The organism is Vibrio sp. N418 (assembly GCF_000222565.1).
Lineage (GTDB): Bacteria > Pseudomonadota > Gammaproteobacteria > Enterobacterales > Vibrionaceae > Vibrio > Vibrio scophthalmi.
The window spans coordinates 101,515-127,972 of the sequence record NZ_AFWD01000045.1 but is presented as its reverse complement, the minus strand read 5'-3'; the positions used below and the strand labels follow the sequence as shown (position 1 = coordinate 127,972).

Here is a 26,458-nt window from a genome sequence, read left to right as displayed (position 1 = left end):
TAAAATAAAGCCAGCGTTATGCTGGCTTATCCATTATTAGGCTATTTTCCATGGTGCGCTTTGCCGTTTGTAAGTGATGGCGTAATTCCCCCATCGCACCAATATCATCCCCACTGAGAATTTTGCTCAGTACGGCCATATGCTCCTCGATCGCGACCATATTACGCTTGCGCAGGTCACTATTATCCCATTGGTAGTGGAAATGGAATATCACCGAAATAATGTCATAGAACTGGTCCATAAAAGGATTGTTTGAGGCGGAAAGTAACAATCTATGGAAACGATAATCCAGTTCTGAGAAGGCTTGATATTCATTGACCATGGTTTCACGTAAGGCACGATGTTCATGCAGTAGATATTGAGCTTGCTGCCAACGCTCATCGCTGCGAGGAAGATTCATAAAGCGATTGAGTGCATGGCATTCGAGCATCTCACGCAGTTCAAACAAGCTTGTGGCATAGCTTTTCTCAAAGCGCACCATACGCCATCTGCCGCGATTGATATTTTCAATCAAGCTAAAACGAGAAAAACGAATAAGGTGTTCGCGCACGACGGTTGTGGAGCATTTAGATTGCTTTGACAGCTCTAGTTCGGTGAACTCTTGCCCAGGCATGATGCGTTTGTTTTTGATTGCATCGTTGAAGAAGGTTTCGAATTCGGCAATCTGAATGTCATTCTCTGACATCGGCGTTATATAGCCATCGTCTTCAATTGGCGTTCGGCAAATAAACCAAGTGTCACTTTCAACTTCGAGCACACCTTTTTCACATAGGTCATTCATCACATGACGCATCGTTGTACGGCTGACACTAAAAAGGTCAGCTAATGCCGATTGCGATGGCAACGGGGTCTCTATATGGCCCAGTCTGATTGCATCGAGTAATTGATTCGTTGTGGTTTCTCTCAGGTTTTTATTTCTGGCCATAATGGTCCTCCTAAGAAATAAAATACCATTAAAAAACAGTTTAAATTGATAGCTAACACAAATTTCTGTGGATTTTATTAAATAAAAAACAGCTTCAATACAATAGGGACAAGTTTACATTTCTGAGAGATAAGCAGATGAAATCATTAATTTGTGAAAAGCCTTACCAATTGAATTACGTTGAACAAGCCATGCCAGTAGTTAAACCTACCGAGCTATTAGTAAAAGTGTCTGCAGTCGGCATTTGTGGTACAGATATTCATGCTTATACCGGCAACCAACCGTTTTTTAGCTATCCGCGTATTCTTGGTCATGAATTGTGTGGTGTGGTATGTGAATTGGGCAGCGATGTAGAGCCGGCTTTCGTTGTTGGCGATAAAGTAGCGTTGATCCCATACGTCTCTTGTTTTGAGTGCCCATCATGTTTAAATGGAAAAACCAACTGCTGTGAAAACATTTCGGTGATTGGTGTTCACCAAGATGGAGGGTTCTGTGAATACCTTACAGTTCCTCAAAATAATGTACTAAAAGTGAATGGCGTTGATAACGCGACGGCGGCATTGATTGAGCCATTTGCCATCAGTGCGCACTCGGTACGCCGTGCCGGAGTTAAATCGGGTGAGGCGGTGTTAGTTGTGGGAGCTGGACCAATTGGTTTAGGCGCAGCAGCAATTGCCGCTGCCGATGGTGCAACGGTCGTCGTCGCGGATACACAAGCTGAGCGTCGTGCTCATGTTGAAAGTGAATTGAACCTGCCAACATTGAACCCGATGGATGAAAATTTCCATGAAGATCTGAAACAAATTTTTGCCGGTTCATTGGCGCAAACTGTGATTGACGCGACTGGTAATCCACATGCCATGAATGGGGCTGTGAATCATATTCGACATGGTGGGAAAATTGTTTTTGTGGGCTTGTTTAAAGGTAACTTAGAGATCAGTGACCCTGATTTCCATAAAAAAGAAACGACCTTGATGGGCAGCCGCAATGCGACCATGGAAGACTTTAGTAAAGTGCAGCAGTTAATGGAAAAAGGCATCCTGACTTCAAATATGATGCTGACGCACTCTTTTGAATTTGACACGATTGGCCACAACTACGAAGAAGCTGTGGTTAACAATAAAGATCTTCTTAAAGGCGTTATTCATTTCGAATAGCGTTATTTAGAGTAGTCGTTGCTTAGCGTCATGCTAGCTTACTAAGCCTCAGAAGACTTCTGAGGCTTTTTTGTACCTTTCATTTCATCACGCCTTGGCACTATGTGTGTTGTCATCCATCTCAATAGTTCATCAAAATAATAACTGAAATAATCATTGACCTGTCTATAGCTTTACAGTTTAGGATGCAAACATATTCAAGATTCGCTGGCGGTGATGTTGGCACTTAAAGGAGATCGGTATGTATCGAATATCAGAGTTGGCGCAAATGCTCGGCTTGTCACGTACCACCTTGCTCTATTACGAGAAGTTGGGGCTAATTTGTGGTCAGCGGTTAAGCAACGGTTATCGCACTTACAGTGATATGGATCTGCAGCGATTACGCTTAATTCAACAACTACATAGTGGTGGGCTTACGCTGAAAGAATGTAAGGCTTGTCTTGAAGCGAAAGTGGAGCGAGCTGTGTTACTCGAGCGGCTAGAGCATCTTGATCAAGAAATAGCCCAAAAGCAGCAATCACGCGACTTATTGGCTGCGCTATTGGGTGAAACCTCTCTGAACCAATGGCACGAAACTTTAGATAAATTGGCGCCTGATGCTCATATTGACTGGCTTATTAAGCAAGGATTTAGTGAGACAGACGCCCAACGATTACGGTGGTTATCCAAAGACATGAATACACATGAAAGCTACATGGCAGACTTTTATCGCATCTTTGATCCATTGGAGCGAAGAGGTCCAGGCAGCGAATCTGATACCTTGGCAGCGCTGCGTAAAGTGCCGATGAAACCAGGCCAAATATTAGAAGTTGGTTGCGGGCAAGGTATTGCAACTCGCTTACTGGCTCAGCAGTGTGATGCTCAGATTACCGCAATTGATAACGATGAAGAGGCGATCAAAGCGCTTCAGGCGAGCAATCAAGAGCATGCTGAACAGATACGTTTTGAATGTGCCAGCATGACGGATTTGCCTTACGCCGAGCGCTCGTTCGATTTGATTTGGTCAGAAGGTAGCGCCTATATCATGGGGGTTGAAAATGCCTTCAAACAGTGGCGACCACTACTCAATCAATGTGGTGTTTTGGTGCTGAGCGATCTTGTTTGGTCAACCGATGATGCCAATGAGACGGCGAAAGCATTTTGGGGTAGTGAATACCCAGATATGACCACGGTCGAGACCCGAATTAAGCAGGCCAAAGCTGCTGGCTATCAAGTGGTCGATACTTTCCCAATTAGTGATGCGGCGTGGGAAGCTTATTACCAACCGCTGTCTCAACAAGTTGCGGCGCTAAAAGATGAGCTGACAAACTCACAAGCAATTAAAGATATTGAGCGAGAGTTGAGTGCATACCGCCAAAGAGATGGTCAGTTTGACTACCAAATGTTTATTTTAATGAAAGCTTAAGCCGTGGTTGGTTGTTAACTTTCTGATGTATTAAAAACGAATAGAGAAACGACAAAAACAATGAAATATTCAATTTTAGATTTAACCCACCAAGACGACATTCAAGCGTTATTTCAAAACACGTTTAGCGACTCTGAAGGTGTTGATGAAGGTGCGGTGATTGGTGAGTTGGCCAATCAAATTGTTGCTACGACTGACAGCGAAGAGATGGTTATCGTCGGTGCCAGCGAAGGTGAAACACTGCTTGGCTGTGTGATCTTCACCAAGTTCCATTTTAAATCCAACACCACTAATGCTTATTTACTGTCACCGGCGGCAGTTGCGACGGCAACACAAGGGAAAGGAGTGGGGCAAAAACTGATTCAATTTGGTTTGGATACACTAAAACAGCAAGGTGTTGAAGTGGTCGTAACTTACGGTGATCCAAGTTTCTACGCTAAAACCGGTTTTGTGCAAATTACTGAAGAGCAGATTAAAGCACCATTGGTGCTGAGTTATCCTCATGGTTGGTTGGGACAAAAATTAGATGGAAGCGAATTGGGTGCCATTGATAGCGAAACGTTATGTGCTCCAGCATTAAACGATCAAAAATACTGGTAATGACGTAAAGCGCTATTGCAGTCACGCATGTGTACGATAAAAACAATGACTTGGGCTAGGTTATCAACCTAGCCTTTTTCTTTATTGGCGGTTTTATTTGTTGAGTGATAATTGACCAAAATCAACAAGTTGTTCGGTTGTATTTTAAGTAATGTTGTTGCGAATAAGTTACCAGTAAAGAAAAATCGTCGACAAATCAAGTTGTTTGAATTTTGTTCATTTTAACAATCGATTATTGCCATTACCTCAATCGTTTTTTTACATTTCATCAAATTTAGTGATTGCTTTAGTTTAGCTGCCAGAGCGTTCCAGTGAAGAAGAACGCCAATATAGTGAGGTTTATCAAATCTCTGAGAGAGGAAGTCTCAATGAAAACTATAATAGCAATCTCTGTACTGTCGGTGGTCTCATTTGGTGCATTGGCTGATCGCCAAGCATTAGAACCAATCAAAATAATCGAACCCATGGCTGGTTTGGATGAGAAGAAAGTCGATCTAGGTAAAACCTTATGGTTTGAACCGCGTCTGTCGGCATCTAATACCATCTCATGTAACTCTTGTCATAATGTTGCGCGAGGCGGTGTCGACAACCTACCCACATCGATAGGCCATAAATGGGCTATTGGTCCAATTAACTCGCCAACGGTGTTCAACTCCGATTTGAACTTTGTTCAATTTTGGAATGGGCGCGCAAAAGACTTACAAGAACAAGCGGCAGGCCCTATTGCCAACCCGTTAGAAATGGCGCTGACTCATGAATTAGCGATTGATACGCTACGCTCTATTCCTCAATATCGAACTTGGTTTAAAGAGGCATATGGCGTTGATGACATCACTATCGTCGAAGTTACGGATGCCATTGCAACCTTTGAAAAAACACTTCGCACCCCTAACGCTCCGTTTGATAAATGGTTACAAGGCGATGATTTAGCTCTGACAGAGGTTCAACTTGAAGGGTACAACCTGTTCAAAGCGAAAGGCTGTACTACATGTCATTCAGGCCCGTTAGCTGGTGGTCAAATGTACCAAAAAATGGGGTTAGTGAAGCCTTTTGTTACGGATAACCCGGATGTGGGTCGTAAAGCCATCACGGGTAATGATTTTGATAAGTTTGTCTTCAAAGTTCCAACATTACGTAATATTGAACTGACTTATCCGTACTTTCATGATGGCTCTGTATGGGATTTGAAAGAGGCCGTTATGTTGATGGCTGACATTCAGCTTGGGATGGGTGTTAATGAACAAGAGGCGGAGAAGATCACTGAGTTCTTGCGCTCGCTTACTGGCGAGCAACCGGAAGTAACATTACCTCATTTACCACCTTCTACAGCAGAAACCGCACGGCCAAATATCTAAGTAGATGGTCGTCAAAGGCGCTCGATTGAGCGCCTTTTTTATGCGGATTAGCGAAAGTTAAACAGCTCCGTATGGAAGTGTTTTAAATCAAATTCTTCGTTGGAGAGTTGTGATTTTAACGCTTCCCCAAACCCGAGTGGGCCACAAAACCAAACACTGTGGTTATCTAAAGGCCCTTGTTGTTGCGTGATATCAGCGATAGTAAGGTGTTGCCTTATGCGATTGTCGATCACGTGAAACTCAATATTGGCCTTTCTTGCCAGCGTTTCAATTTCATGAATAAAAATGGAAGATGGCGCTTGCGTGCAATAGTACAAGGTCACTGGCGTGGTATTTTGATCTTTTTGTCGTTCGGCCAAGCGAGCTTTAAATGCCGCAATCCCAATCCCGCCCGCAACCCAAATTTGGGCTCTATTATCATCAAACTGAAATTTACCATAGGGTCCTTCAACCGCGACTTTCTCGCCCACCTTTAAGCGTTGGTGCAAAGTGGCAGTGAAATCTCCCAGCGCTTTGATGGTGAACTCCAATTGTGGCGCATCGGCGCTTGAACTAATGGTGAAAGGGTGCGGCTCTTCACCTGCAACTTTGAGAAAAGCAAACTGACCAGCGTGATGGCCTGACCAAGTCGGTAAGGCAATCGCGACTTTCGTGGTTTGGTTCTCTGGGTTATAGGTGAAGGCACTGATCGCGCCTTGATGAGTTCGACCTTTACCAATCAGTCCTAGCAAGCAAACGACAGCGCATGCAGTACCGATGAGAGCGAAGGTTATCACCATCGGCGTGATGAGATTATCCCAGTAACTCGGTTTGAGCAGTACAACTGAGTGATAGGCGATCATAATAAATGCCACCGCCATTGCTTTATGTGTGAGTTTAAAGTGCTTGTATTTTATCGGTGCAATCAGGGCGATGAGCGTCAATAGAATAAAACCATAAAGGGCGATCTCTCCAATTGATTCTGCGCCCCCTCGTAGGCCCGCGACAGTGGCTTGCAAAGAGTCGGGATCGAGTTCAGGTCGAGCATGGTTACCTCGTTCCAACAGGCCAAGTTGCACGAGTTTTTTCGGCACTATTGCGAGCAGCCAGTGCGCAGCGCCAAGAATGGCACCCCAAATAGCCACCCACTTGTGTAGACGGTAGGATTTATCTAACCCTGCGGTTAGCTTTTCAATCCAAGGTAAGCGCAGTGCTAATAACATCGTCAGCGTGAGCAGCAATAGGGCAATGATACCAGTGCCTTGTATTAGGCTACTTCGCCATTGCATAAAATTGGTATTGCTAAAGATAGTCGGTTCGGCTTGTAGCCAAATAAGCATGCCAGTGGCAACTAGCCCAAGCACTGTTAAATAGAGTTTGTTCATCGCATAAGCTCCTAGTGAACTTATACCTTAGTGGTTGCAATGTAACGTGACGTCAAGCGATGTAAAGCTGTGTAAATCGTCGCCAGATAGAGCTTATTAAGTGTTTTGTAGTTTAACTACAGATTGGCGAGTGGAAATGACATTTTGTCATCCACGGTGTCTCATCTTATGCGCTTAATTGGGCTTAGTATTGTATTCAAATAATATGTTTTCGTGATCAAAATCGGATTATGACTAACTCATAGCCGGTTTTATGTACAGATTGGGTGCTCAAAATTATTAAGTGCCAAACTGGCATATTTTGGTGTTATTAAAATGATCTAGTTTTGTTGGTTTATGTGGCGATAATTCAGTGTTAACTGATCGAAAAATTACGTCGCACTTTTGCGTTAACGACTGGTTAACGTTAGTTGTTATGTATTTTATCATTAACGTGTGTTCATCACAGTTTTCTGCTCATTTAACGAGCTTAAGCCCAATCGCGTCTTACCATCATGTCATCGATTCACCTTAACCCTACACATAACTAATTACGCATACGTAATAAACATAAAAGGATTGATGAAGATGACAAAGGTCTTATTAAAAGCAGCTGCTTTAACGCTTGCACTTGCTGCCGCAGGTGTTCATGCCAAAGATTATGAAATCGTAAACGTTGTCAAAGTGTCTGGCATTCCTTGGTTTAACCAAATGAACAAAGGGATTGAACAGGCGGCGACTGATTTCGGCGTTGATGCTCGCCAGCTTGGTCCTTCTACACCCGATCCAGCACAGCAAGTAAAGATCATCGAAGACTTAATCGCAAAAGGAGTCGATGCGATCACTGTTGTACCAAATGATGTAACTGTACTTGAACCCGTGTTTAAAAAAGCACGAGAGAAAGGCATCATCGTTCTGACTCACGAATCGCCAGATGGTCATGGCGCGGATTGGGATATCGAAACCATCGATAACCAAGCATACGCGAAAGCAACCATGGATGAACTGGCGAAAAATATGGGCGAAAAAGGCGGCTACGCAGTTTATGTGGGTTCATTGACGGTTCCGCTACACAATAACTGGGCGAACTTAGCGATTGATTACCAGAAGCAAACTTACCCAGACATGTACGAAGTGACTAGCCGTATGCCAGTGGCTGAGAGTATTGACCAATCCTATGCTGCCACTAACGATTTGATGAAAGCGCACCCTGATATGGCGGGGATTGTCTCTTACGGTTCTCTAGGTGGCATTGGTGCCGGTGAAGCGATTAAGAAAAAACGTGCAAAAGATAAGATCAGCGTGGTTGGTATTTTAATGCCAAGCCAAGCTGCCCCTTACCTAATGCGTGGTGAAATCGATAAAGGTTACCTATGGAACCCAGCAGATGCAGGTTATGCAATGGTTGCGGTCGCGAAGCAGATGCTTGATGGCCAAGCGGTTACCGATGGCGTCACTGTGGAAGGTTTGGGCGATGCTGAAATCGATACAGAAAAACGCGTAGTAAAATTCAATAAGATCCTTGAAGTCGATAAAACCAACGCGCGTCAACTTGGTTTCTAAACGCTTACGTTCGATCTATTCGTTCAGTCTGACTGGCGAAAGCAATACATAACTATGGGGCAGTGCAACGCTGCCCCCTGATTTCTGGAAGTTATTATGTCTGATACTCCTTTTATTACCCTCAAGCATGTATCAAAACACTTTGGCTCGGTTAAAGCGTTGGATGGCATCAATCTCACTTTTAACCAAGGCGAAGTGCACTGTCTAGCAGGCAAGAATGGCTGTGGTAAGAGTACGCTGTTTAAAGTTATCTCAGGTGTTCATGCGCCAGAAAAAGGTGCTGAAATTTGGTTGGGTGGTAAAAGCTACCCACGCTTAAATCCGCAGCAATCGATTGAACATGGTATTCAGGTTATTTATCAGGATCTGTCGCTATTCCCTAACCTCACAGTGGCGGAAAACATTGCGATTCAAGATCACGTTGAGTGGACAAAGGGTCTGGTTCAGCAAAAACGCATTGAAGAAATTGCCATAAAAGCGATGGCAAAAGTCGGCGTAAAACTACCGCTAGATAAGCGTGTTGAGCAGCTTTCTATTGCCGAATGTCAATTAGTGGCCATTTGTCGTGCCATGGCATCGGATGCCAAGTTAATGATCATGGATGAGCCAACCGCCTCATTAACGCGTACCGAAGTTAACCACCTAATCGAAGTGGTTGCCGATTTGAAATCGAAAGGTGTGACGGTGGTATTTGTGAGCCACAAACTGGATGAAGTCATGGAGATCTCCGATCGCATTACCGTTATCCGTGATGGCCGCACCATTGGCACGTATCAAGCGGACGAAGTGGACAGCGATGAGTTGGCCTTTTTAATGACAGGCCAGCGCTTTGAATTCTCGCCTTTAGCACCCTATCAGCAGCAAGGTGATGTGAAGCTGGAGGTTAAAAACCTGACCAAAAAAGGGCAATTTAACGACGTATCATTGTCAGTTCGAGCCGGGGAAATTGTGTCGATTACGGGGCTACTTGGTGCAGGTCGTACTGAACTTTGTATGGCGCTGTTTGGCATGAGTCAGCCCGACAGTGGTGACATTCTGATCAATGGTAAGGCCACCTCATTTAACTCCAATCGTGATGCGATTGCTCAAGGTATTGGCTACGTCTCAGAAGACCGTATGTCGACGGGGCTGGTGATGGAGCAGTCGATTCAAGACAACATTACTGCTTCGGTTCTAAAACGTTTACAAAAGCCATCGGGCGTACTGGATCATTTGAAAGCCAATAAATTAGTCGCAAAGCTTATCTCTTCACTGGCGATTAAAGTGGCTGACCCCAAACTGCCTGTAACAAGTCTGTCAGGTGGTAATGCACAGCGTATCTCAATTGCCAAGTGGATAGCCGTTGAGCCAGAAGTGCTGATCCTTGATTCACCAACCGTTGGTGTTGATGTGGCCAACAAAGAGGCGATTTACAACATTGCCAAAGATCTCGCCGCGAACGGTATGGCGATCATCATGGTGAGTGATGAAATCCCAGAAGTGTTTTACAACAGTCATCGTGTGATTGTGATGAAAGAAGGACGTTTTACTCATGACTTCCAACCAACTCACTGCTCAGAGCAAGAAATTATGGAGGCCGTCAATGCTTAATCAATCCAAAAGTTCGTTGGCTTCCTTTAGCAAGCGTCACGAGTTTTATCTTTCTGTGATGATCGTTTTGATTGTGGCGGTGTTAACGGCAACTTCGGAAGATTTCTTTACCCTAGGTAACATCTTCGATATGTCGGTCAGCTCGGCGCTACTTGGCATCATGGCTTGTGGTCTGTTTGTGGTGCTTATTGCGGGCGGAATTGATATCTCATTCCCGGCGACGGCGGCGATTGCTCAGTATGTGGCAGCCAGCTACATCCTCAGTATTGGCGGTAACTTTATGATTGCCTTTGGTATTGCAGCGTTGGTCGGGATGCTATTGGGAATGATTAACGCCACTCTCGTTTACAAGCTCAAAGTGCCAGCGATCATCATTACCATCTCGACGTTGAATTTGTTTTTCGGTCTGCTGATTTACTTTAGTAATGGCGAATGGTTATACGGTTTCCCAGATTGGTTTATGAATGGTGTAGAGCTGTTTAGTTTCACGGGCAGTGATGGTTATGACTATGGGCTGTCGTTACCAATCTTGACTTTGATTGCCATGATTGCGCTGACTTCATTCTTAATGTCAAAAACACGCTTGGGTCGCCAGATCTATGCCGTTGGCGGTAACGCAGATGCGGCGAGCCGTATCGGTATTAACCTCTTCGGTATCAATCTGTTTGTTTATGGCTATATGGGCGCCTTGGCGGGTATTGCTTCCGTCGTACAAACGCAAATTACTCAATCGGTAGCACCGAACTCATTAATGGGATTTGAGTTAACGGTACTTGCGGCTGTGGTGCTTGGTGGTACCAGCATGACGGGTGGTAAAGGGACTCTATTTGGCGTGATTCTTGGTGTGATTTTATTAGCCGTGGTGAAAAACGGCCTAACCCTATTAGGCGTACCTTCTTACTGGCACACGGTTGTCACGGGGTTAATCATTGTTTGCAGTATCAGCATGACCGCAATTAACGAGAAAAAACAAGCGGCGCAGGGGGCATAATGGAACAGGTTCTAAATAGTTTAAAACTGCCAACGGATAAAAACATTCGATATTTGTTGGTGATTTTAGTCGGTATCTTGGCGGTGATGGGCTTTACCAGCGGCCAAGCATTTTTCTCAATCGGTAACTTACAATCGATGTCATCGCAGATGCCGCTATTGGGTCTGCTCGCACTGGCGATGGCCGTGTGTATGCTGACTGGTGGTATTAACCTTTCGATCATCGCAACGACGAACGCTTGTGGCCTAGTGATGGCGAGCATCATTACTCAAGCCCCAGAGAGTTCGACTATGTTGGTCTTAGCTCTTGCAGGTGGTTTAGTGACGGCGGTCGTGATTGGCCTGCTTAACGGCGCGTTAATCGCTTACGTTGGTGTTTCTCCTATTCTTGCCACTCTAGGTATGATGACGCTCATTAATGGCCTTAATGTGCTTATTTCAGGCGGTAGCGTCATTTCGGGCTTTCCTGAAGCGTTATTGGTATTGGGAAACGGCTCATTAATGGGTATTCCAATGCCACTGATCTTGTTTGTTGGTTTTGCGATTGGTCTTTGGGCTTTGCTTGAGCATACCAGCCTTGGTCGCACCATTTACTTGATGGGCTCGAACGAAAAAGCGACCCGCTTTTCAGGCATCAACACGCAAAAAGCCACTCTCTATGTGTATGTGATTTCTTCACTGCTGTGCTGGGCGGCAGCGATTGTGATGATGGCAAAATTCAACTCAGCCAAAGCGGGTTACGGCGAGTCTTATCTACTGATTGCGATTTTAGCTTCAGTATTGGGCGGTATTAACCCAGACGGTGGATTTGGCCGCATCATTGGTATCGGTTTAGCACTGATTGTGCTGCAAACACTGGAAAGTGGTCTTAATTTGCTGGGAGTGAGCAGCTATCTCACTATGGCGCTGTGGGGCGGCATCTTGATCCTATTTATCTTCTTACAAAAAAATAAGGCTTAACGGGGAAGAATATGAGTATTTATTTTATCGGTGTTGACGTAGGCAGTGGCAGCGCACGAGCAGGCGTATTCGATGCTCAAGGGCGTAAAGTGGGTGAAGCAAAACGCGATACTCAAATGTTTAAGCCACAAGCAGACTTCGTTGAGCAATCTTCTGACAATATTTGGCAATGTGTGTGTTTGGCGGTTAAAGATGCGGTTTCACAAGCCAATATTGACCCAATTCAAGTCAAGGGTATCGGTTTTGATGCGACATGTTCGCTGGTGGTTTTGGATAAAAAAGGACAACCTTTGACGGTCAGTCCGACTGGTCGCAGTGAACAAAATATTGTTATGTGGATGGATCACCGCGCTATCGCACAGGCGGACCGCATCAATAAAACCGAGCACCCTGTTTTGGCGTATGTCGGCAACCGTATCTCACCAGAAATGCAAACGCCAAAATTATTGTGGCTAAAACAGAATATGCCTAATACATGGTCAAAAGCCGGCTACTTCTTTGATTTGCCGGATTTCTTAACGTGGAAAGCAACTTACGATGACAGTCGTTCTTTATGCTCGACCGTATGTAAGTGGACGTATCTTGGCCATGAAAGTAAGTGGGACAAGAGCTTTTTTGAACTGATTGGCCTAGAAGACCTGCTTGAAGATAATGCAAAATCGATAGGGGATCGTATCCTACCTATGGGCCAACCGGTAGGTTATGGTTTAACCAATCACGCCGCTGATGATTTAGGACTTACTCCGGGAACGGCCGTTGGTACTTCAATCATCGATGCGCACGCCGGTGGTATTGGCGTGTTGGGCGCAGCTGGCATGACGGGAGAAAAAGCCGATTTCAATAAGCGTCTCGCCTTGATTGGTGGTACGTCTTCGTGCCACATGGCGGCCTCAAAAACCGCGCGCTTTATTGATGGAGTTTGGGGCGCGTATTACGGTGCAATGATCCCAGGGTATTGGCTTAACGAAGGTGGTCAATCAGCCACAGGTGCATTGATTGATCATATTATTACCTCGCATCCCCTGTATAACACTGCCAAAGAGCAGGCCGATAAATCAGGTCAAACTATCTACCAATTGCTCAATGATCGCTTGTTAGAATTGGCGGGTAGCAAAGAGGATATTGCCTTTTTAACTCGTGATATCCATGTACTGCCTTACTTCCATGGTAACCGCTCGCCACGTGCTAACGCCCATCTAACCGGTACGATTACTGGGCTTAAAATGTCGAAAACCATTGATGATATGGCACTGCAATACTTGGCCACACTACAAGGTATTGCTTTAGGTACCCGTCATATTATTGAAGTGATGAACGATTCTGGCTATGAGATTGATACCATCATGGCGTGCGGTGGTGGCACTAAGAACAGCGTTTTCTTACAAGAACATGCTAACGCGACAGGTTGTATGATTCTCTTACCTGAAGAGAGTGAAGCGGTACTGCTGGGTTCTGCAATGTTGGGCTCCGTCGCGGCAGATTTTTATAGCGATATTCCTGATGCGATGAATGCCATGAGTCGCATCAGTAAGAGTGTGATGCCTCAGACTGAGAAGATTAAACATTTCTATGATGCGAAGTACCAAATCTTCCATAAGATGTATCAAGATGATGTGGAATATAAACGCTTGATGAAAGAGTTTTAATCACTGCGTGAGCTAACGATTAAACCGATATGATCAATGAAAGCCACCAACGCTGTTTGGTGGTTTTTTTTGTCTTTTAAACTGTCGTGTTTTCACGGCATAAAACAAATGCTGCATCTATACTTTTGTCAGTAGTGGCCCTTGGGGAGAGTTCAGATGTTCAAAAGTATCAGTACAGGCATGCTTGTTATGTCTTCATTTGTCATTTTAGGCGGTTGCTCATCACCGAATCCGTATGGTGATGCTTATGGTTCTGGGGATACTCGCACCGTACAGCAGGTGTATTACGGCACCGTGGTCAAAGCTGAGCCAGTAACCATTGATGCTTCAGATTCAACCAACGTGATCGGTACCATTGCAGGGGCCGCGATTGGTGGGATTCTCGGCTCCAAAGTCGGTGGTGGATCAGGTTCCGATATCGCAGCCATTGGTGGCGGGTTACTGGGCGGCTACGCCGGTAGTGAAGCAGCTGGTGCGGCAGGTAAGCGTAATGGGGTAAATCTAACCATCCGTCTTGAAGATGGCCAGACAATCGCGATTGTGCAAGAAGCCAACCCCAATATGATTTTCCAACCGGGCCAAGCTGTTCAGGTGAATGTTGATGGTAGTACCGCAAGGGTAGTGCCACGTTAATTTGCCATTAACGAATCGCGGAATAATCTATTTTTCATGTAGCCATTTCGAATGATTTTGTCTGCCTGCAAATAATTTAGAAACCGAACAAAAACATCAAACTAGGTCTTTGTTCGGTTTATTGGCTGTATTTATCATCACCGCGCTGTCGGGCATTTAGCAAACAGGAATGACAAAGTTTAGATAGAGCCTCTGACACGTGAGGTTAAAGTTATTTTTCTCTGGAAAAAGCGTGGCCAAAAAAGTCGATAATATGTTCCGCTTGTAAGTAAGTAATCACATGGCCACTTCCATGATCATATTCCCCTACATTAACACCTTTTGAGCTGAGTGCTTGGACGAGGTATCGGCTTCCTTCGGGGATCCATTGGAAGCTATCTTCACTGCCGTATTCGACATAGATAGAGGTCAGCTTGTCTGGTTTTAGCAGATAAGCTTCGATTTTTTGGTCGATATCGCCGTAGCCAGATTGCCACATTTTAACAACTGCTGGATCGCTTGCATCCCACTCATGCCACAATTTGCCATCTTTACTGTTAGGGTTGGGGGCGAAGGCGGCAGCGTAGGCATCAAGCACTGGTGTCCAACCTTGTTGTTGCCATTGATTGACGGCCTTTGCAAGGCCTGTGGGGGCAAACAACCCAGGGCTTAATGAGAAAACATGCTTAAATTTATCTGGATGACGAAATGCAATGTTGATGGCAGCAAATCCGCCCATGGAAAAACCAACAATACCGCGGTTAGAGGCTGCAGCTAAGGTTCTGAAATTATTGTCAACATAGTTTAGTACGTCGGTGGTTACAAAGTCTTCCCAATTCCCGGTAATTGGGGAATTGGTATAAAAGCTATTCGATCCAGTAACGCCAACAATGATCATTTCTTGGATTTGATTTTCTGCCGAGTAATTGTCTAACGTGTTTCCTGAAATAGCACGAGCCTCAAAGGGCCCAGCTTGGAAACCGTGTAAATAGTAAACCACAGGGTATTTTTTATCAGAGACAAAATAGCTGGGTGGTAAGTAGACGTAAATAGATTGTTCTGTTGCGGTATTGAGTTTACTGGCCTCTAGTGCTGGCGCAGGAATGTTCAAATATTGAGTTCGTGATGGCTTGGCGTAACTCACTGAACTGGCGAGTATACTGAATAGTATGAATAATAACGTTACACTCTTTCGCATCGCCTTACTCCTTAATGGCTAACTCAATCAGGCTATGATGGATTTTATCAATATGTATTTATCCAGCATCTTTTATTGATATTGGTTCATTATATTGCGGTTGCCTTCTCTGATTCTTGCAACCAATTGGAAGGTACGACAATTCCTTTGCTGGTCTTTTAGTATTCACACAGCTTAGGTAAATCCCTGTTTTGATCTAAACGAATAACAGAACCGTTGATGTTGTACTTTTGCCAGTTTTAAATGCTTATGTTTCAGGCGATACCCCACCATGCAGTGAGCCTATTAGGGCGTCTTCGTAAAAGCTGTATAGGTAGTATCGCAAGGGTTGAGTCTCGATGGCTGAGTCATGGCAAGTTTAGTCATGATAATTTAGAAGTGTAAAAAGGCCTCAATTGAGGCCTTTTCTAATATTTGAACTTGTTCGGTGCTATCACTCTTGTTTGGTCAAAATCGTGAACGTTGCCATTTCGCCATCCACCTTTTCACCATCAAATTTGAGTTTTGTCAGCATGTTTTCGCCTACAACGTATTGGTTGGGCTCCGGTGCATTAACTAGAGTAATGATGCTACCGGTATCATCCCAAGTAATTTCCCCTTGTGATGTCGTTTCGGTGTTATCGGCGTCATCATAGATTTGAATGAGTGTGTATTTGCCATCTGGCATTAACGTCAGCGTGACCTTAATGTTAGCGCATTCATCACACGGAAGGTCACCTTTGTAAACGCCTTGCCAATCCAAGGCCTCTTTAGCGGTTTGATTCGCCTTTGTTTCGGCATTCATGCTGGTGTCAGCGGTTGATACTGCAGCAGAGGTGGCTGGTACTTCCGCACTCGGATTAGTATTGCTATCTTCACAGCCGACTAGAATGATGACGGCACTTGTTAATGCTATTGCGACCTTTTTCATTTGCTTCCTCTCGAAATCAGTCTTCCTTTACTATGCTATTTAGCGCCGGATGACATACGTGTTTTTACAGTAAAAGTGATAAATTTAAACAACTTGGATTTACTGATTAATAATAGACCTGTTTGAAGAAGCTGCATCAAAACCATCCAGCTTTACTTGTAATTAAGTGAAAATAGCTTGTCAATCTGAGAGAAAAATCTACGGATGAACCGGTGGAGTACGATAAAATAGTCAGTAAGAATAAGGACAATAACTGAGATAGAAAATGACTAAAATTGAATTTACGACGGGTGAGCTTAACGCTGAGCAGCAGCGCCAATTGAGTGCAGGGTTTGAATCTCATAGTCAAACTCAAGATGCACCAGCCTATCTCAAACAGAGCCTCAACTGGACGGTGCAAGATGAAGAAGGCAATCTGATTGCCGCGCTTACGGCGAGTTTACTGTGGGAGTGGCTCTACATTGATGAACTTTGGGTTGATGATAGTTGCCGTGGCACAGGTATGGGAAAACAGTTGATGGCGCAAGCGGAAGAGCACGCAAGAGAGCAGCAGTTATCTGGTTTGTGGCTGTGGACACAAAGCTGGCAAGCGCCGATGTTTTACCAAAGTTTAGGCTTTGAAGAGTTTACCCGTTTTGACAATTTTCCCACTGGTCATAGCCGCATTGGTCTGCGTAAAACTCTGGTGAACGAAGCACAATAGCTTGTTGCTAATACGTGCCACCAGTATGAGCAATGATGCCGACAACCATGGCGACATACATCAAAAAACCTAAACAGTTGCCGACCCAGATCGTCGGGTTTTTATGATATATCCCATAGATAGTCCAAAGCAGCGCGATAAATGAATAGAGTAGCCAAGTGGTGAGTGACAAACCTAATGCATGCTCACTGTGAGAGACGTAGAGTTTATAGAGTTGAGGCATGGTGGCGAGTGGACTGATCAACCCCATGACCAGCATCAGTGGTTCAAGCGCTTTACCAATTCGTTCGATCAAAGCCATTTGCTTTCCTTGTCTTTAACTGACTGATTTAGAAGTATAGTGATAAATCAATACGTTGCTTATTGGTTTGAAAACGAAAACTTTTCTTTTACTACAATTTGAATGCACCGTTTTTGGTGGAGATCTCTATGTGTATGAATGATTGTTGAATATCACGCTGAAAAACCGAATTATTCTAATATAAAAGGCTGGCTATTTAAGCTTATCTAACAATATATAGATGTCAGTGGTTAGGGTTAATATGTCAAATAAAAAATGGTTACAAGTAGACAAAGCTTACACATATTTTGTAGAAAATTATAAGACAGGAAGTGAGTTCTCATTAGAGGAGCTTGCAGAGAAAACTGGTTGGAGTATTTCTACCGTAAAAACTTATTTAAAGAAAAAGTGGGTATCATTGTTAGAGCGAAGTAATAATGGTTTTAAAGTTACAGAGGTCATAACTACTTTCAACCCAACAACGTTTCGGCAGCATCAAAGCCAAAAAGATGATGTTGATAAGTTTTTACACCAGATTATGTTGGAAAAGGCTATGTCAGCGTGTATTTCAGCAATTGAAATTTATAACAAACCTAATTTTCAGCATAGAGAAGAAACTTTTTCTATCTTAATGACAAATGCATGGGAGCTTCTTCTTAAATCTAAGCTTGTTAAGGATGGCTCAGATTTACCTAAATCGATTCATATTTTGAATAAAGGGGAAGTTCAAATATCGCCGAGTGGAAACCCGAAAACAATTTCGTTGGGGACTGCGTTGAACCGCCTATTAGCGACTGGAGCAATTCCACCAGTCGTAGGAGACAACATTAAGTTATTAATGAATATTCGTGATGATTCGGTCCATTTTGTCTGCGGTGATTTAGAGCTAAGTACGCGTATCCAAGAAATTGGAACAGCATCTCTGAAAAATTTTATGACGTTAGCGATGACTTGGTTTAACTATGATTTTAGCCGTTATAATTTTTATTTAATGCCAGTGTCATTTTTTCATCTTTCAGATGTGGCCAGTTTTAGTGTCGACAATGAGGTAAAGGCCAATTTATTAAAGTATTTGAAAGATATTGAGAAAGATCATGAGCATGATAGAGATGCAAACTATGCAATTTCGCTGAAACTGCATACGAAGCTCGTTAAAACTACGAACGATGAAGCTTTACAAGTACGTTTAACGAACGACCCAGATGCTCCAGAAATAGTATTATCAGAAGAAGACGCGTTAAGAAATTATCCTCATGACTATCATGAGTTACTCAGTATTCTTAAAGCTCGTTTCACTAACTTCAAGCAAAATAAGATATTTCATGACCAGATGAGGATATTAAAAGCAGAAGGGGAGAGATACTGTAAAGTTCGGCGACTAGACCCTGATAATCCGAATAGTATCAATAAGACGTTCTATCACAATAGAGTAATAGATCAGTTTGACCAATGGTATGAAAGAGTCCGAGTTAGTTAGGAAAATCACGAGCCTCTTTTTACTAGAGAGAAAATAATCCCTGCGATGCAGGGATTATCAATGGTCACTTTAATCAATGATCACTTTGCTTAGTCAGCACTTGTTACGGTTAAAGAGCCACCTTGAGTTCTGATCACTTCCTGATACCAATAAAAGCTCTTTTTGCGCAGTCGAGTGAGATCGCCATTGCCTTCATTATCACGATCAACATGAATGAAACCGTAGCGTTTGCTCATTTCTGCTGTCGAGTTGGCAACGAGGTCAATCGGCCCCCACGTGGTGTAACCCATTAATTCAACGCCATCTTCGATCGCTTCACGGGCTTGCACGAGGTGATCGTTTAAGTAAGCAATGCGGTAGTCATCAATAATTTCCCCGTCAGCGGTGATTTCATCACGTGCCCCTAGGCCATTTTCAACGATAAATAGCGGCTTTTGGTAACGATCATGCAAGAAATTGAGCAAAATGCGTAAGCCTTTTGGATCAATTAGCCAACCCCATTGGCTCTTTTCAAGGTAGGGGTTAGGTACGCCAGCAATGATATTACCGACTTCTTTTTCTTGTTCTCGAGCGCTGGCACAACCTGATGCGTAGTAACTGAACGAGATAAAATCGACGCTGGCGGCAGCAAGTGTTTCAATATCCCCTTGCTCCATTTCGATACTGATATTGTTGTCACGGAAATAGCGCAGCATGTAGCCAGGATAACGACCGCGGGTTTGTACATCGCCAAAGAACAACCATTGATTATTCTCATGCATGGCAGCAATTACATCGTCAGGATTACACGTGTGTGGGTAGGCAAGAGCCCCGAGTAACATGTTGCCAATTTTCGCATCAGGGATGATTTCATGGCATAGCTGCACGGTTTGGGCACTGGCAACAAGCTGGTGGTGAATGGCTTGGAAAATAGCTTGCTCAGACGCATCTTCTTGTAGGCCGACACCGGTGAACGGTGCATGCAATGACATATTGATTTCGTTAAAGGTCAACCACAGTTTGACACTGTCTTTATAGCGTTCAAAAACAGTGCGAGCATAACGAGTGAAAAACTCGATGAGTTTTCGGTTGCCCCAACCGTTATAGTTTTCTACTAACGCATAAGGCATTTCGTAATGTGACAACGTCACGAATGGTATAATGTTATGAGCAGCTAATTCAGCAAAAATCTTGTCATAGTATTCTAAGCCAGCTTGGTTTGGTTCAAGTTCATCACCATTGGGGTAGATCCGAGTCCAAGCAATTGAGAGACGCAGACAAGTAAAGCCCATCTCTTTGAATAATGCGATATCTTCTGGGTATCGATGATAAAAATCGATGGCGAGATCTTTAATGCCTGCGGTGCGCTCTGCACGGGTTTGGTGAGGGCTTAAAATACCGTTAGGTAGCATGTCTGATGTGGATAGGCCCTTACCATCGGTAAGGTATGATCCTTCAACTTGGTTAGCTGCGATTGCGCCGCCCCAAAGAAAATCGTGTGGAAACTGAGTATTGGTTGTCATGAGGTGTCCCCGTTTTATGAAAGCGAAAGTTGAGGAAATTTAATTGAGCTTTTGCTCGATGTATTGCGCGTAGCTATTGGCTTTTAAACCATAGATGATTTGCACATGATGCGAATCCACGTGAACGATGCCTATCGCGCCGTTATCTTTTAGGGCTTTTTCATTCAAACGTGACATGTCGTAAAGCTCTGGCCTTAATCTTGTCGCACATGCGCCGATTTCTTTTATGTTGGCTATCCCTCCAAGCGCTTCGATAATGATATCGGCTTCTTGTTCAAGGTTAGGATTCACGCGGGTTAAAGCCGTAAAAATTTTGCGTAATGCAGCAAACATCGTTTTAGCTCATGGTTATTCTATTTAGATGAGATTATGCGCCGTCGCAAACAAGACGCCAGATGCAGATCGTCAAACAGTGAGCTAGATTCGGCAACGGTATTCTGATCGCTTATCTAACGACCGCTACAAGATCGGCAATTATTTCTCTAACCGCTTGATTAGAGCACTTAATGATTTCGATAAAATGATCGATTCAAAGTTCAGCTAATTGAGTTAACTATCTGTAATAAAATTCTTTTACTCTCATAATGAGACGCTTTGCTGCGATTAAATAGCGCTGCTCTGAATGAGGTCGGTAACGATTTCTGCGCGCTCCACTAATAAGGATAAGAATGGATATGCTAAAAACGAAATTGGCAGTGCTAGTGGGTTGTTTGTCACTTGGTGTCGTAATTAATGCGAGTGCAGCGGGATTTGAAACCGTCACACTGGGCAGTAAAGGGGGCATTCAAGACGGCAATCTTACGGCATTTATGCTCAAGAGCGAGCTTGATGATAACTACGTGCTATTGGATGCTGGTTCGGTAGTGAACGGCTTGATTGTGTCTGAGCAAAAAGGTGCGTTTGCGGATGTGAAAGTGCCGGAAGAATCCAAGTACACCAAAGTCGGCTATCTACTTAAAGAAAAGATCAAAGGCTATTTAATTAGTCACGCTCACTTAGATCATGTGGCAGGCATGATCATAAGTTCACCGGATGACAGCCATAAACCTATTTACGGTTTGGCATCGACGAACGAAGGGTTGATGAATAACTACTTCAACTGGTCGGCATGGCCTAACTTTGGTAACGAAGGTAATGGCTTTAAGCTTAGCAAATACACCTATACCGATTTAACCCAATACCAGTGGCAGGCAGTCAAAGGCACGACGATGCAAGTTATGGCCATGCCGCTATCGCATTCTGGTGGAGAATCGACAGCCTTTTTGCTGAAAGATACCCAAGGTGACGTATTTGCCTACTTTGGTGATACGGGGCCAGATGCAGTAGAAAAGAGCGATGCGCTTAATAAAGTGTGGTCAGCGCTAACGCCATTTGTTAAGCAAGGGCAGCTAAAGGGCATTGTGATTGAAGTGTCATTTACCAATGAAACGCCAGATAAAGCCCTATTTGGTCATCTAACACCTAATTGGCTGATGAAGGAGCTAACCGCGTTAGAGTCGATGGCTGGTAAAGGTAGCTTGAAAGGTCTCGATGTTGTGGTTAGCCATATTAAATACAGCTTGAAGAAAGGGGAAGACCCACAAGTTGTGATTAAACGCCAACTGGATACGGCGAACACGCTGGGTGTGAACTTCTTATTCCCAGCTCAAGGTGATGCTCTGACGTTCTAAGTGCTGTGTTACTCAGATCTAAGCCCTGCAAGAAATTGCGGGGCTTTTTCATTTCGTCAGTTGGAAGAATCTTCTTGAGAAGAAAGTTTGATTGAATAATGAGACTAAGGCACGGCTTTGCGACTCATTCTGTGAAGAAATGGACGTTGTTAAATATTTGCACGCACTAGAATGAACCTGATTTACAACATGATAAGGAAGGATTATGTCTGGTTTTGGTCAGCATTTATTAATTGATGGCGCTGAAATTTACTACCAAGAGTCGGGCAATCCTGATGGTCAACCGCTAGTGATGTTGCATGGCGGTTTGGGGAGTAGTGAAGATTTTGATGGGCTGTTAGGTTACGTACCGGATGTGTTTAAAATCATCCGAATTGACTTACGTGGTCATGGTCGTTCAACGTTGGGTGAGTTGCCTTTGAGCTACGCTCGCTACCAACAAGACGTTGAAGCGATACTGGATCATCTGCAAATTTATAAATTTCATCTATTTGGCTTTAGTGATGGCGGCATTGTTGGCTATCGCTTGGCTGCACTCTATGATCACCGTCTATTAAGTTTAACGACGCTGGGCTCTCAATGGCGTTTACACCCTGATGATCCTTCAATCGAGCTTTTGCAAGATTTGACGGCTGAAGACTGGCAAGCAGAGTTTGAAGAGCAAGTGGCTCGCTATAATGAGATTAACCCTCAAGCTGATTTTAATTTGCTTGTTGAAGAGGTGAAAGAACTCTGGCTAGACACATCTGAGAATGGATACCCTAATGAGCAAGTGGATGACATCAATTGCTCGACGTTGATTATTCGTGGCGACAGAGATGACTTATTCTCTCTTTCTGAAGCGATAACGTTAATCAGTCGCGTACCAGATTGCGAGTTTTTCAATGTCCCATTTACCGAACATGAAGCACATAACGAGTACCCAGAAGTGGTCGGTGAAGTGTTGCGTCGTTTTTTACAAATTAATCACTGATTGATTAAGCAATAGCCATTCGGTTTGTTAGCTTGTAGGAAAAGCCCCACACTGGTGGGGCTTTTTTGTAATATTAGTTCCAAATCTTTCAGTGACTTGACTGCATTTAACCTTTTGTGAGTCAATAAAAACGTGCTTTTGTTTTTCATATCGTGACAGAAGATCTCGATTTGACTAAAACGTGTTGTTTTTCTGCAAATAGCCATATCTGAAAACAAAATTTGCCGACTAAAATTAGTTTTCAAAGCTGTGATAACCACAGCGATTTTTGTGGAAGTAGGACATGTTAAAAGTTAATGCACTTCAATTAGCAATATCGGTCGGTATCGCAGCTGCATCTGGCGCGGCGTACGCTGACAGCTCAAAAATGGTCAACCCAGAAGCGGGTGTTGTTGTCGGTTACTGGCATAACTGGTGTGATGGTGCTGGTTATAAAGGGGGCAATGCACCGTGTGTGACACTGGAAGAAGTTGATCCAATGTATAACGTCGTCAACGTTTCATTTATGAAAGTGTTTGATGTTGCTGAAGGCCGTATTCCCACCTTTCGTTTAGACCCAGCTATTGGCCTTTCTGAGCAGCAATTTATTGACCAAATTGGTGAGTTAAACAAGCAAGGCCGCTCTGTTCTGATTGCGTTGGGTGGTGCTGATGCCCATGTTGAATTGAAAGCGGGCGACGAGCGTGCTTTTGCTGATGAAATTATTCGTGTCACGGATCGTTATGGCTTTGATGGCCTAGACATCGATCTAGAGCAAGCAGCGGTAACCGCGGCTGATAACCAAACGGTTATTCCTGCTGCGCTACGTATGGTGAAAGATCACTACCAAGCACAAGGTAAGAACTTCCTTATTACCATGGCTCCTGAATTTCCTTATCTAGTTCAACATGGTAAATACGTGCCATACATTGAGAACCTAGAAGGTTATTACGATTGGATTAACCCACAGTTCTACAACCAAGGTGGCGACGGCATTTGGATTGATGGTGTCGGCTGGATTGCTCAAAATAACGATGCGCTGAAAGAAGAATTTATCTACTACATTTCTGACTCGTTGGTCAATGGCACTCGTGGTTTCCATCAGATCCCAAGCAGCAAATTAGTGTTTGGTATTCCATCGAGCATTGATGCGGCAGCAACGGGTTACGTTCAAAATCCACAAGATCTTTACGATGCATTTGCGCGCCTAAGCGCACAAGGTCAGCCACTGCGTGGAGTGATGACTTGGTCAGTTAACTGGGACATGGGGACTAATGCAGCAGGCCAAGCATATAACGAACAGTTCATTAAAGATTACGGCCCATTTGTACACGGACAAACACCTCCCCCACCACCGCCAGCAGGCGTACCTGTTCTTAAAGGGGTTGAGAACACACGTGTACTGCATGGTAGTGCGTTTAATGAGCTAGCAGGCGTGACGGCGTCGGATAAAGAAGATGGCGAACTGACTAATACGATCGTGGTTGAAGGTATTGTTGATACAAACCAGATTGGCACTTACGTACTGACTTATCGCGTGCAAGATAGTGACAACAATGAAACGGTAAAAGCACGTAGTGTTGAAGTTTATAGCCAGAAGCCAGTATTTAGTGGTGTGTCTGATACGACAGTACTGGTTGGCAGTGCATTTAACCCACTTACGGGTGTGACGGCAACGGATGCGGAAGATGGTGAGCTAACGGAGCAAATTCGCGTTTCAGGACAAGTAGATACGGCTGTTGCGGGTACTTATGCGCTTGAATATGCGGTGACTGACAGCGCAAATCAAACGGTACGTGTTGAGCGCAACGTCGTTGTGAATGATGGTAGCAGTTGTGCCAATGCATGGGATGCGGCAACCACTTACGTTGAAGGTGACCAAGTATCGCACGATGGTGCCACTTGGGAAGCGGGCTGGTGGACTCGCGGTGATGAGCCAGGTACCACTGGTGAGTGGGGCGTTTGGAAGAAAGTTTCTGACAGCTCTTGTGGCGGTGAAACGCCAGATCCAGAGACGGATTTGGAAATGACGGTGACGGGACTTGCGTCAGAGTATGTTGCCGCGAATGGCAGTGTGAACTTATCGCTATCACTGGCAGCGAATGAAGCGCTGGATGTGACCGTTATGGCACTAGACAGCAGCAATACTGTGGTGACTCAAGCTCAAGTTAACTTAGTGGACACGAAAGCGATCACATTAGAAATCTATGACGCGCAAGTAGGCCAATATACGCTTGAGGTAACAGGTTCGGCAGCAGATGGTGAAATGGTGGTCTTTAGCCAGTCATTCTTAGTCAAAGAAGAAGGCACTGTGACTCCGCCACCGAGTGATATTCCGCCATACCAAGCGGGCACAAATTACCAAGCGGGTGATCGTGTGTTAGGCGCTGATAACGCGGTATATGAGTGTAAGCCTTGGCCGACAACGGCATGGTGTGCGAGCGCTTCTTACGCGCCAGCGGATAGCCTTTACTGGAAAGAAGCTTGGACGAAGCTGTAACCCCAAACAGCTGATCTAAGACAAAGCACCACAATTGTGGTGCTTTTTTTATGAGGATACTGGACAGAATTGCAAATAGTGACCAAAATCTTCTCGCTTCTAGCGCGTAATCTCAGTGCCTGAGGCTTCGTCAGCATACTGTTCTAGCATGGCTTCGAAGCGCTGGTTTCCTTGCAGAGATTCAAAATCACTTTCGCTGGCGATGAGATCTTTAATCGAAGGGCTGGCGTCGATGGCTCGTTGCAAATCTTCAATCGCTTGGTCTTCAATGCCTAATCGAGCAAAGGCGCAAGCACGTTGATAGAGCGCTGGGCCGTTGGTATCATCAACTTCGAGCACTCGGTTACACATACTCAGTGCCCAGTTATATTCGTTGATTTCCATTGCGGCATCGGCTTTGTAAGTCAGTGCTTCTAAGTCTCCTGGGCGTATGTGAAGAATCTCATCGTAGACTTCAATTTTTTGCTCTGGAGTTTGCATGCTCTGTGCGCGAAGCCATAAGTTGTGAACTTCGTTGATTATCTCAATTTCTTTATTGTTTTCACTGATAATACGGGTCTTACGTTTTAGATCCCGCTCTAGTGCACTGAATTTTTTCTCATAGTCTTGTGCGATCGAGTCCAAACGGCTTTCTGCCATCTCTTTGGTGTTGTGTTTGAATTCACGTAAGGATTGCCAACCAATAAAGGCAATCATCGATGCAACACCCGCGATAATGTAGAAAAAGTAGGTGACGGTGACGTTGGCATAGTTTAAGGATTTATCGGCGACCGCGAGTTCTCGGTCGGTGATTTCAATCACCATACGGCGCTCTAAATCTTGCTGCGATTGGCGCAGAGATTTTATTTCATCAAGGATATATCGCTCCATCAATGGGCGATCAAGAAGGTCGGATTCTGAGTATTTCTCTTCACTGTGTGCAGGCAAGGCAACTGTCGCAAGGACAAGTAATAACAACGAAGTAATTTGGCGCATGTGGCTTCCTTACTGTAAATATAAGTTTTGTTTTCTGTCTACTTAGAGTGCAGATCTTGAGCAACAATTGGCGGCTCAAGCAAAGTTTTAAGCAGTTTGAGTATAGTGTTCTTTTTCACAGTAGCAGATCGACAAGCCTCAACGC

At 44.2% G+C, this 26,458-nt stretch carries 23 protein-coding genes; 15 read left to right on the top strand and 8 right to left on the bottom strand.

Annotated elements, in window-relative coordinates; all coding sequences use genetic code 11:
* Positions 1-16 precede the first annotated feature (16 nt).
* Positions 17-925: a GntR family transcriptional regulator gene (locus RH86_RS09050; protein ID WP_009733738.1), complete on the bottom strand. Its 909-nt coding sequence runs from the start codon at positions 923-925 to the stop codon at positions 17-19.
* A gap of 137 nt (positions 926-1,062) precedes the next feature.
* On the opposite strand from RH86_RS09050, the gene RH86_RS09045 reads away from it, so the two are divergent.
* From RH86_RS09045 to RH86_RS09030, 4 genes are all read left to right on the top strand, one after another.
* Positions 1,063-2,082, top strand: a complete 1,020-nt coding sequence (locus RH86_RS09045; RefSeq protein WP_009733737.1) for a zinc-binding alcohol dehydrogenase family protein — start codon at positions 1,063-1,065, stop codon at positions 2,080-2,082.
* A gap of 241 nt (positions 2,083-2,323) precedes the next feature.
* Positions 2,324-3,487: a MerR family transcriptional regulator gene (locus RH86_RS09040; RefSeq protein ID WP_009733736.1), complete on the top strand. Its 1,164-nt coding sequence runs from the start codon at positions 2,324-2,326 to the stop codon at positions 3,485-3,487.
* A gap of 60 nt (positions 3,488-3,547) precedes the next feature.
* Complete coding sequence (locus tag RH86_RS09035) at positions 3,548-4,087, top strand: GNAT family N-acetyltransferase (RefSeq protein WP_009733735.1); 540 nt, start codon at positions 3,548-3,550, stop codon at positions 4,085-4,087.
* Between the two features lie 368 nt (positions 4,088-4,455).
* Complete coding sequence (locus RH86_RS09030) at positions 4,456-5,442, top strand: cytochrome-c peroxidase (protein WP_009733734.1); 987 nt, start codon at positions 4,456-4,458, stop codon at positions 5,440-5,442.
* A gap of 47 nt (positions 5,443-5,489) precedes the next feature.
* Here the strand turns inward: RH86_RS09030 and RH86_RS09025 are convergent, their stop codons facing one another.
* Positions 5,490-6,806, bottom strand: a complete 1,317-nt coding sequence (locus tag RH86_RS09025) for a ferric reductase-like transmembrane domain-containing protein (RefSeq protein ID WP_009733733.1) — start codon at positions 6,804-6,806, stop codon at positions 5,490-5,492.
* Positions 6,807-7,373: 567 nt separating this feature from the next.
* Here RH86_RS09025 and RH86_RS09020 point away from each other — a divergent pair.
* The 6 genes from RH86_RS09020 (at position 7,374) to RH86_RS08995 (ending at position 14,167) form a co-directional block, all read left to right on the top strand.
* Positions 7,374-8,348, top strand: a complete 975-nt coding sequence (locus RH86_RS09020; RefSeq protein WP_009733732.1) for an autoinducer 2 ABC transporter substrate-binding protein — start codon at positions 7,374-7,376, stop codon at positions 8,346-8,348.
* 96 nt (positions 8,349-8,444) lie between these two features.
* Entirely contained in the window at positions 8,445-9,938 is a 1,494-nt protein-coding gene (locus RH86_RS09015; RefSeq protein WP_009733731.1) for a sugar ABC transporter ATP-binding protein, read from the top strand.
* On the top strand, positions 9,931-10,929 hold the full coding sequence (locus RH86_RS09010) for an ABC transporter permease (RefSeq protein WP_009733730.1): 999 nt from the start codon (positions 9,931-9,933) through the stop codon (positions 10,927-10,929). The genes RH86_RS09015 and RH86_RS09010 overlap by 8 nt, the downstream gene beginning before the upstream one ends.
* Positions 10,929-11,888, top strand: coding sequence for an ABC transporter permease (locus RH86_RS09005; RefSeq protein ID WP_009733729.1), 960 nt, complete (start codon positions 10,929-10,931; stop codon positions 11,886-11,888). Before RH86_RS09010 ends, RH86_RS09005 begins: the two co-directional genes overlap by 1 nt.
* 11 nt (positions 11,889-11,899) lie before the next feature.
* Positions 11,900-13,534, top strand: a complete 1,635-nt coding sequence (locus tag RH86_RS09000; RefSeq protein WP_009733728.1) for an FGGY-family carbohydrate kinase — start codon at positions 11,900-11,902, stop codon at positions 13,532-13,534.
* Between the two features lie 156 nt (positions 13,535-13,690).
* Entirely contained in the window at positions 13,691-14,167 is a 477-nt protein-coding gene (locus RH86_RS08995) for a glycine zipper 2TM domain-containing protein (protein ID WP_005596476.1), read from the top strand.
* 211 nt (positions 14,168-14,378) lie between these two features.
* On the opposite strand, the gene RH86_RS19980 is transcribed toward RH86_RS08995, so the two are convergent.
* Both RH86_RS19980 and RH86_RS08985 read right to left on the bottom strand, forming a co-directional pair.
* Complete coding sequence (locus tag RH86_RS19980) at positions 14,379-15,344, bottom strand: alpha/beta hydrolase (RefSeq protein WP_009733727.1); 966 nt, start codon at positions 15,342-15,344, stop codon at positions 14,379-14,381.
* 433 nt (positions 15,345-15,777) lie between these two features.
* Entirely contained in the window at positions 15,778-16,254 is a 477-nt protein-coding gene (locus RH86_RS08985; protein ID WP_009733726.1) for a copper resistance protein NlpE, read from the bottom strand.
* 265 nt (positions 16,255-16,519) lie between these two features.
* On the opposite strand from RH86_RS08985, the gene RH86_RS08980 reads away from it, so the two are divergent.
* The gene (locus RH86_RS08980; RefSeq protein WP_009733725.1) at positions 16,520-16,957 is read left to right on the top strand and encodes a GNAT family N-acetyltransferase; all 438 of its coding nucleotides are present in this window, start codon (positions 16,520-16,522) and stop codon (positions 16,955-16,957) included.
* Positions 16,958-16,964: 7 nt separating this feature from the next.
* Here RH86_RS08980 and RH86_RS08975 read toward each other — a convergent pair whose 3' ends face one another.
* Positions 16,965-17,258 (bottom strand): SemiSWEET transporter, encoded by a 294-nt coding sequence (locus RH86_RS08975; protein ID WP_009733724.1) that lies wholly within the window; start codon positions 17,256-17,258, stop codon positions 16,965-16,967.
* Positions 17,259-17,499: 241 nt separating this feature from the next.
* Between RH86_RS08975 and RH86_RS08970 the strand changes: the two genes are divergently transcribed.
* Complete coding sequence (locus RH86_RS08970) at positions 17,500-18,714, top strand: DUF3644 domain-containing protein (RefSeq protein ID WP_009733723.1); 1,215 nt, start codon at positions 17,500-17,502, stop codon at positions 18,712-18,714.
* Between the two features lie 89 nt (positions 18,715-18,803).
* On the opposite strand, the gene RH86_RS08965 is transcribed toward RH86_RS08970, so the two are convergent.
* Both RH86_RS08965 and RH86_RS08960 read right to left on the bottom strand, forming a co-directional pair.
* Positions 18,804-20,216 (bottom strand): glycoside hydrolase family 1 protein, encoded by a 1,413-nt coding sequence (locus RH86_RS08965; RefSeq protein ID WP_009733722.1) that lies wholly within the window; start codon positions 20,214-20,216, stop codon positions 18,804-18,806.
* Between the two features lie 39 nt (positions 20,217-20,255).
* Positions 20,256-20,549, bottom strand: coding sequence for a glucose PTS transporter subunit EIIB (locus tag RH86_RS08960; RefSeq protein ID WP_009733721.1), 294 nt, complete (start codon positions 20,547-20,549; stop codon positions 20,256-20,258).
* A gap of 341 nt (positions 20,550-20,890) precedes the next feature.
* Here RH86_RS08960 and RH86_RS08955 point away from each other — a divergent pair, with 341 nt between their 5' ends.
* From RH86_RS08955 to RH86_RS08945, 3 genes are all read left to right on the top strand, one after another.
* Complete coding sequence (locus RH86_RS08955) at positions 20,891-21,886, top strand: MBL fold metallo-hydrolase (RefSeq protein ID WP_038219498.1); 996 nt, start codon at positions 20,891-20,893, stop codon at positions 21,884-21,886.
* A gap of 205 nt (positions 21,887-22,091) precedes the next feature.
* Positions 22,092-22,859 (top strand): alpha/beta fold hydrolase, encoded by a 768-nt coding sequence (locus tag RH86_RS08950; RefSeq protein WP_005596492.1) that lies wholly within the window; start codon positions 22,092-22,094, stop codon positions 22,857-22,859.
* Positions 22,860-23,142: 283 nt separating this feature from the next.
* Complete coding sequence (locus RH86_RS08945; RefSeq protein WP_009733719.1) at positions 23,143-25,338, top strand: immunoglobulin-like domain-containing protein; 2,196 nt, start codon at positions 23,143-23,145, stop codon at positions 25,336-25,338.
* Between the two features lie 99 nt (positions 25,339-25,437).
* On the opposite strand, the gene RH86_RS08940 is transcribed toward RH86_RS08945, so the two are convergent.
* Positions 25,438-26,313 carry a tetratricopeptide repeat protein gene (locus tag RH86_RS08940; protein WP_009733718.1) on the bottom strand — a complete coding sequence of 292 codons (876 nt, stop codon included), beginning with the start codon at positions 26,311-26,313 and terminating at the stop codon, positions 25,438-25,440.
* Positions 26,314-26,458: the final 145 nt, after the last annotated feature.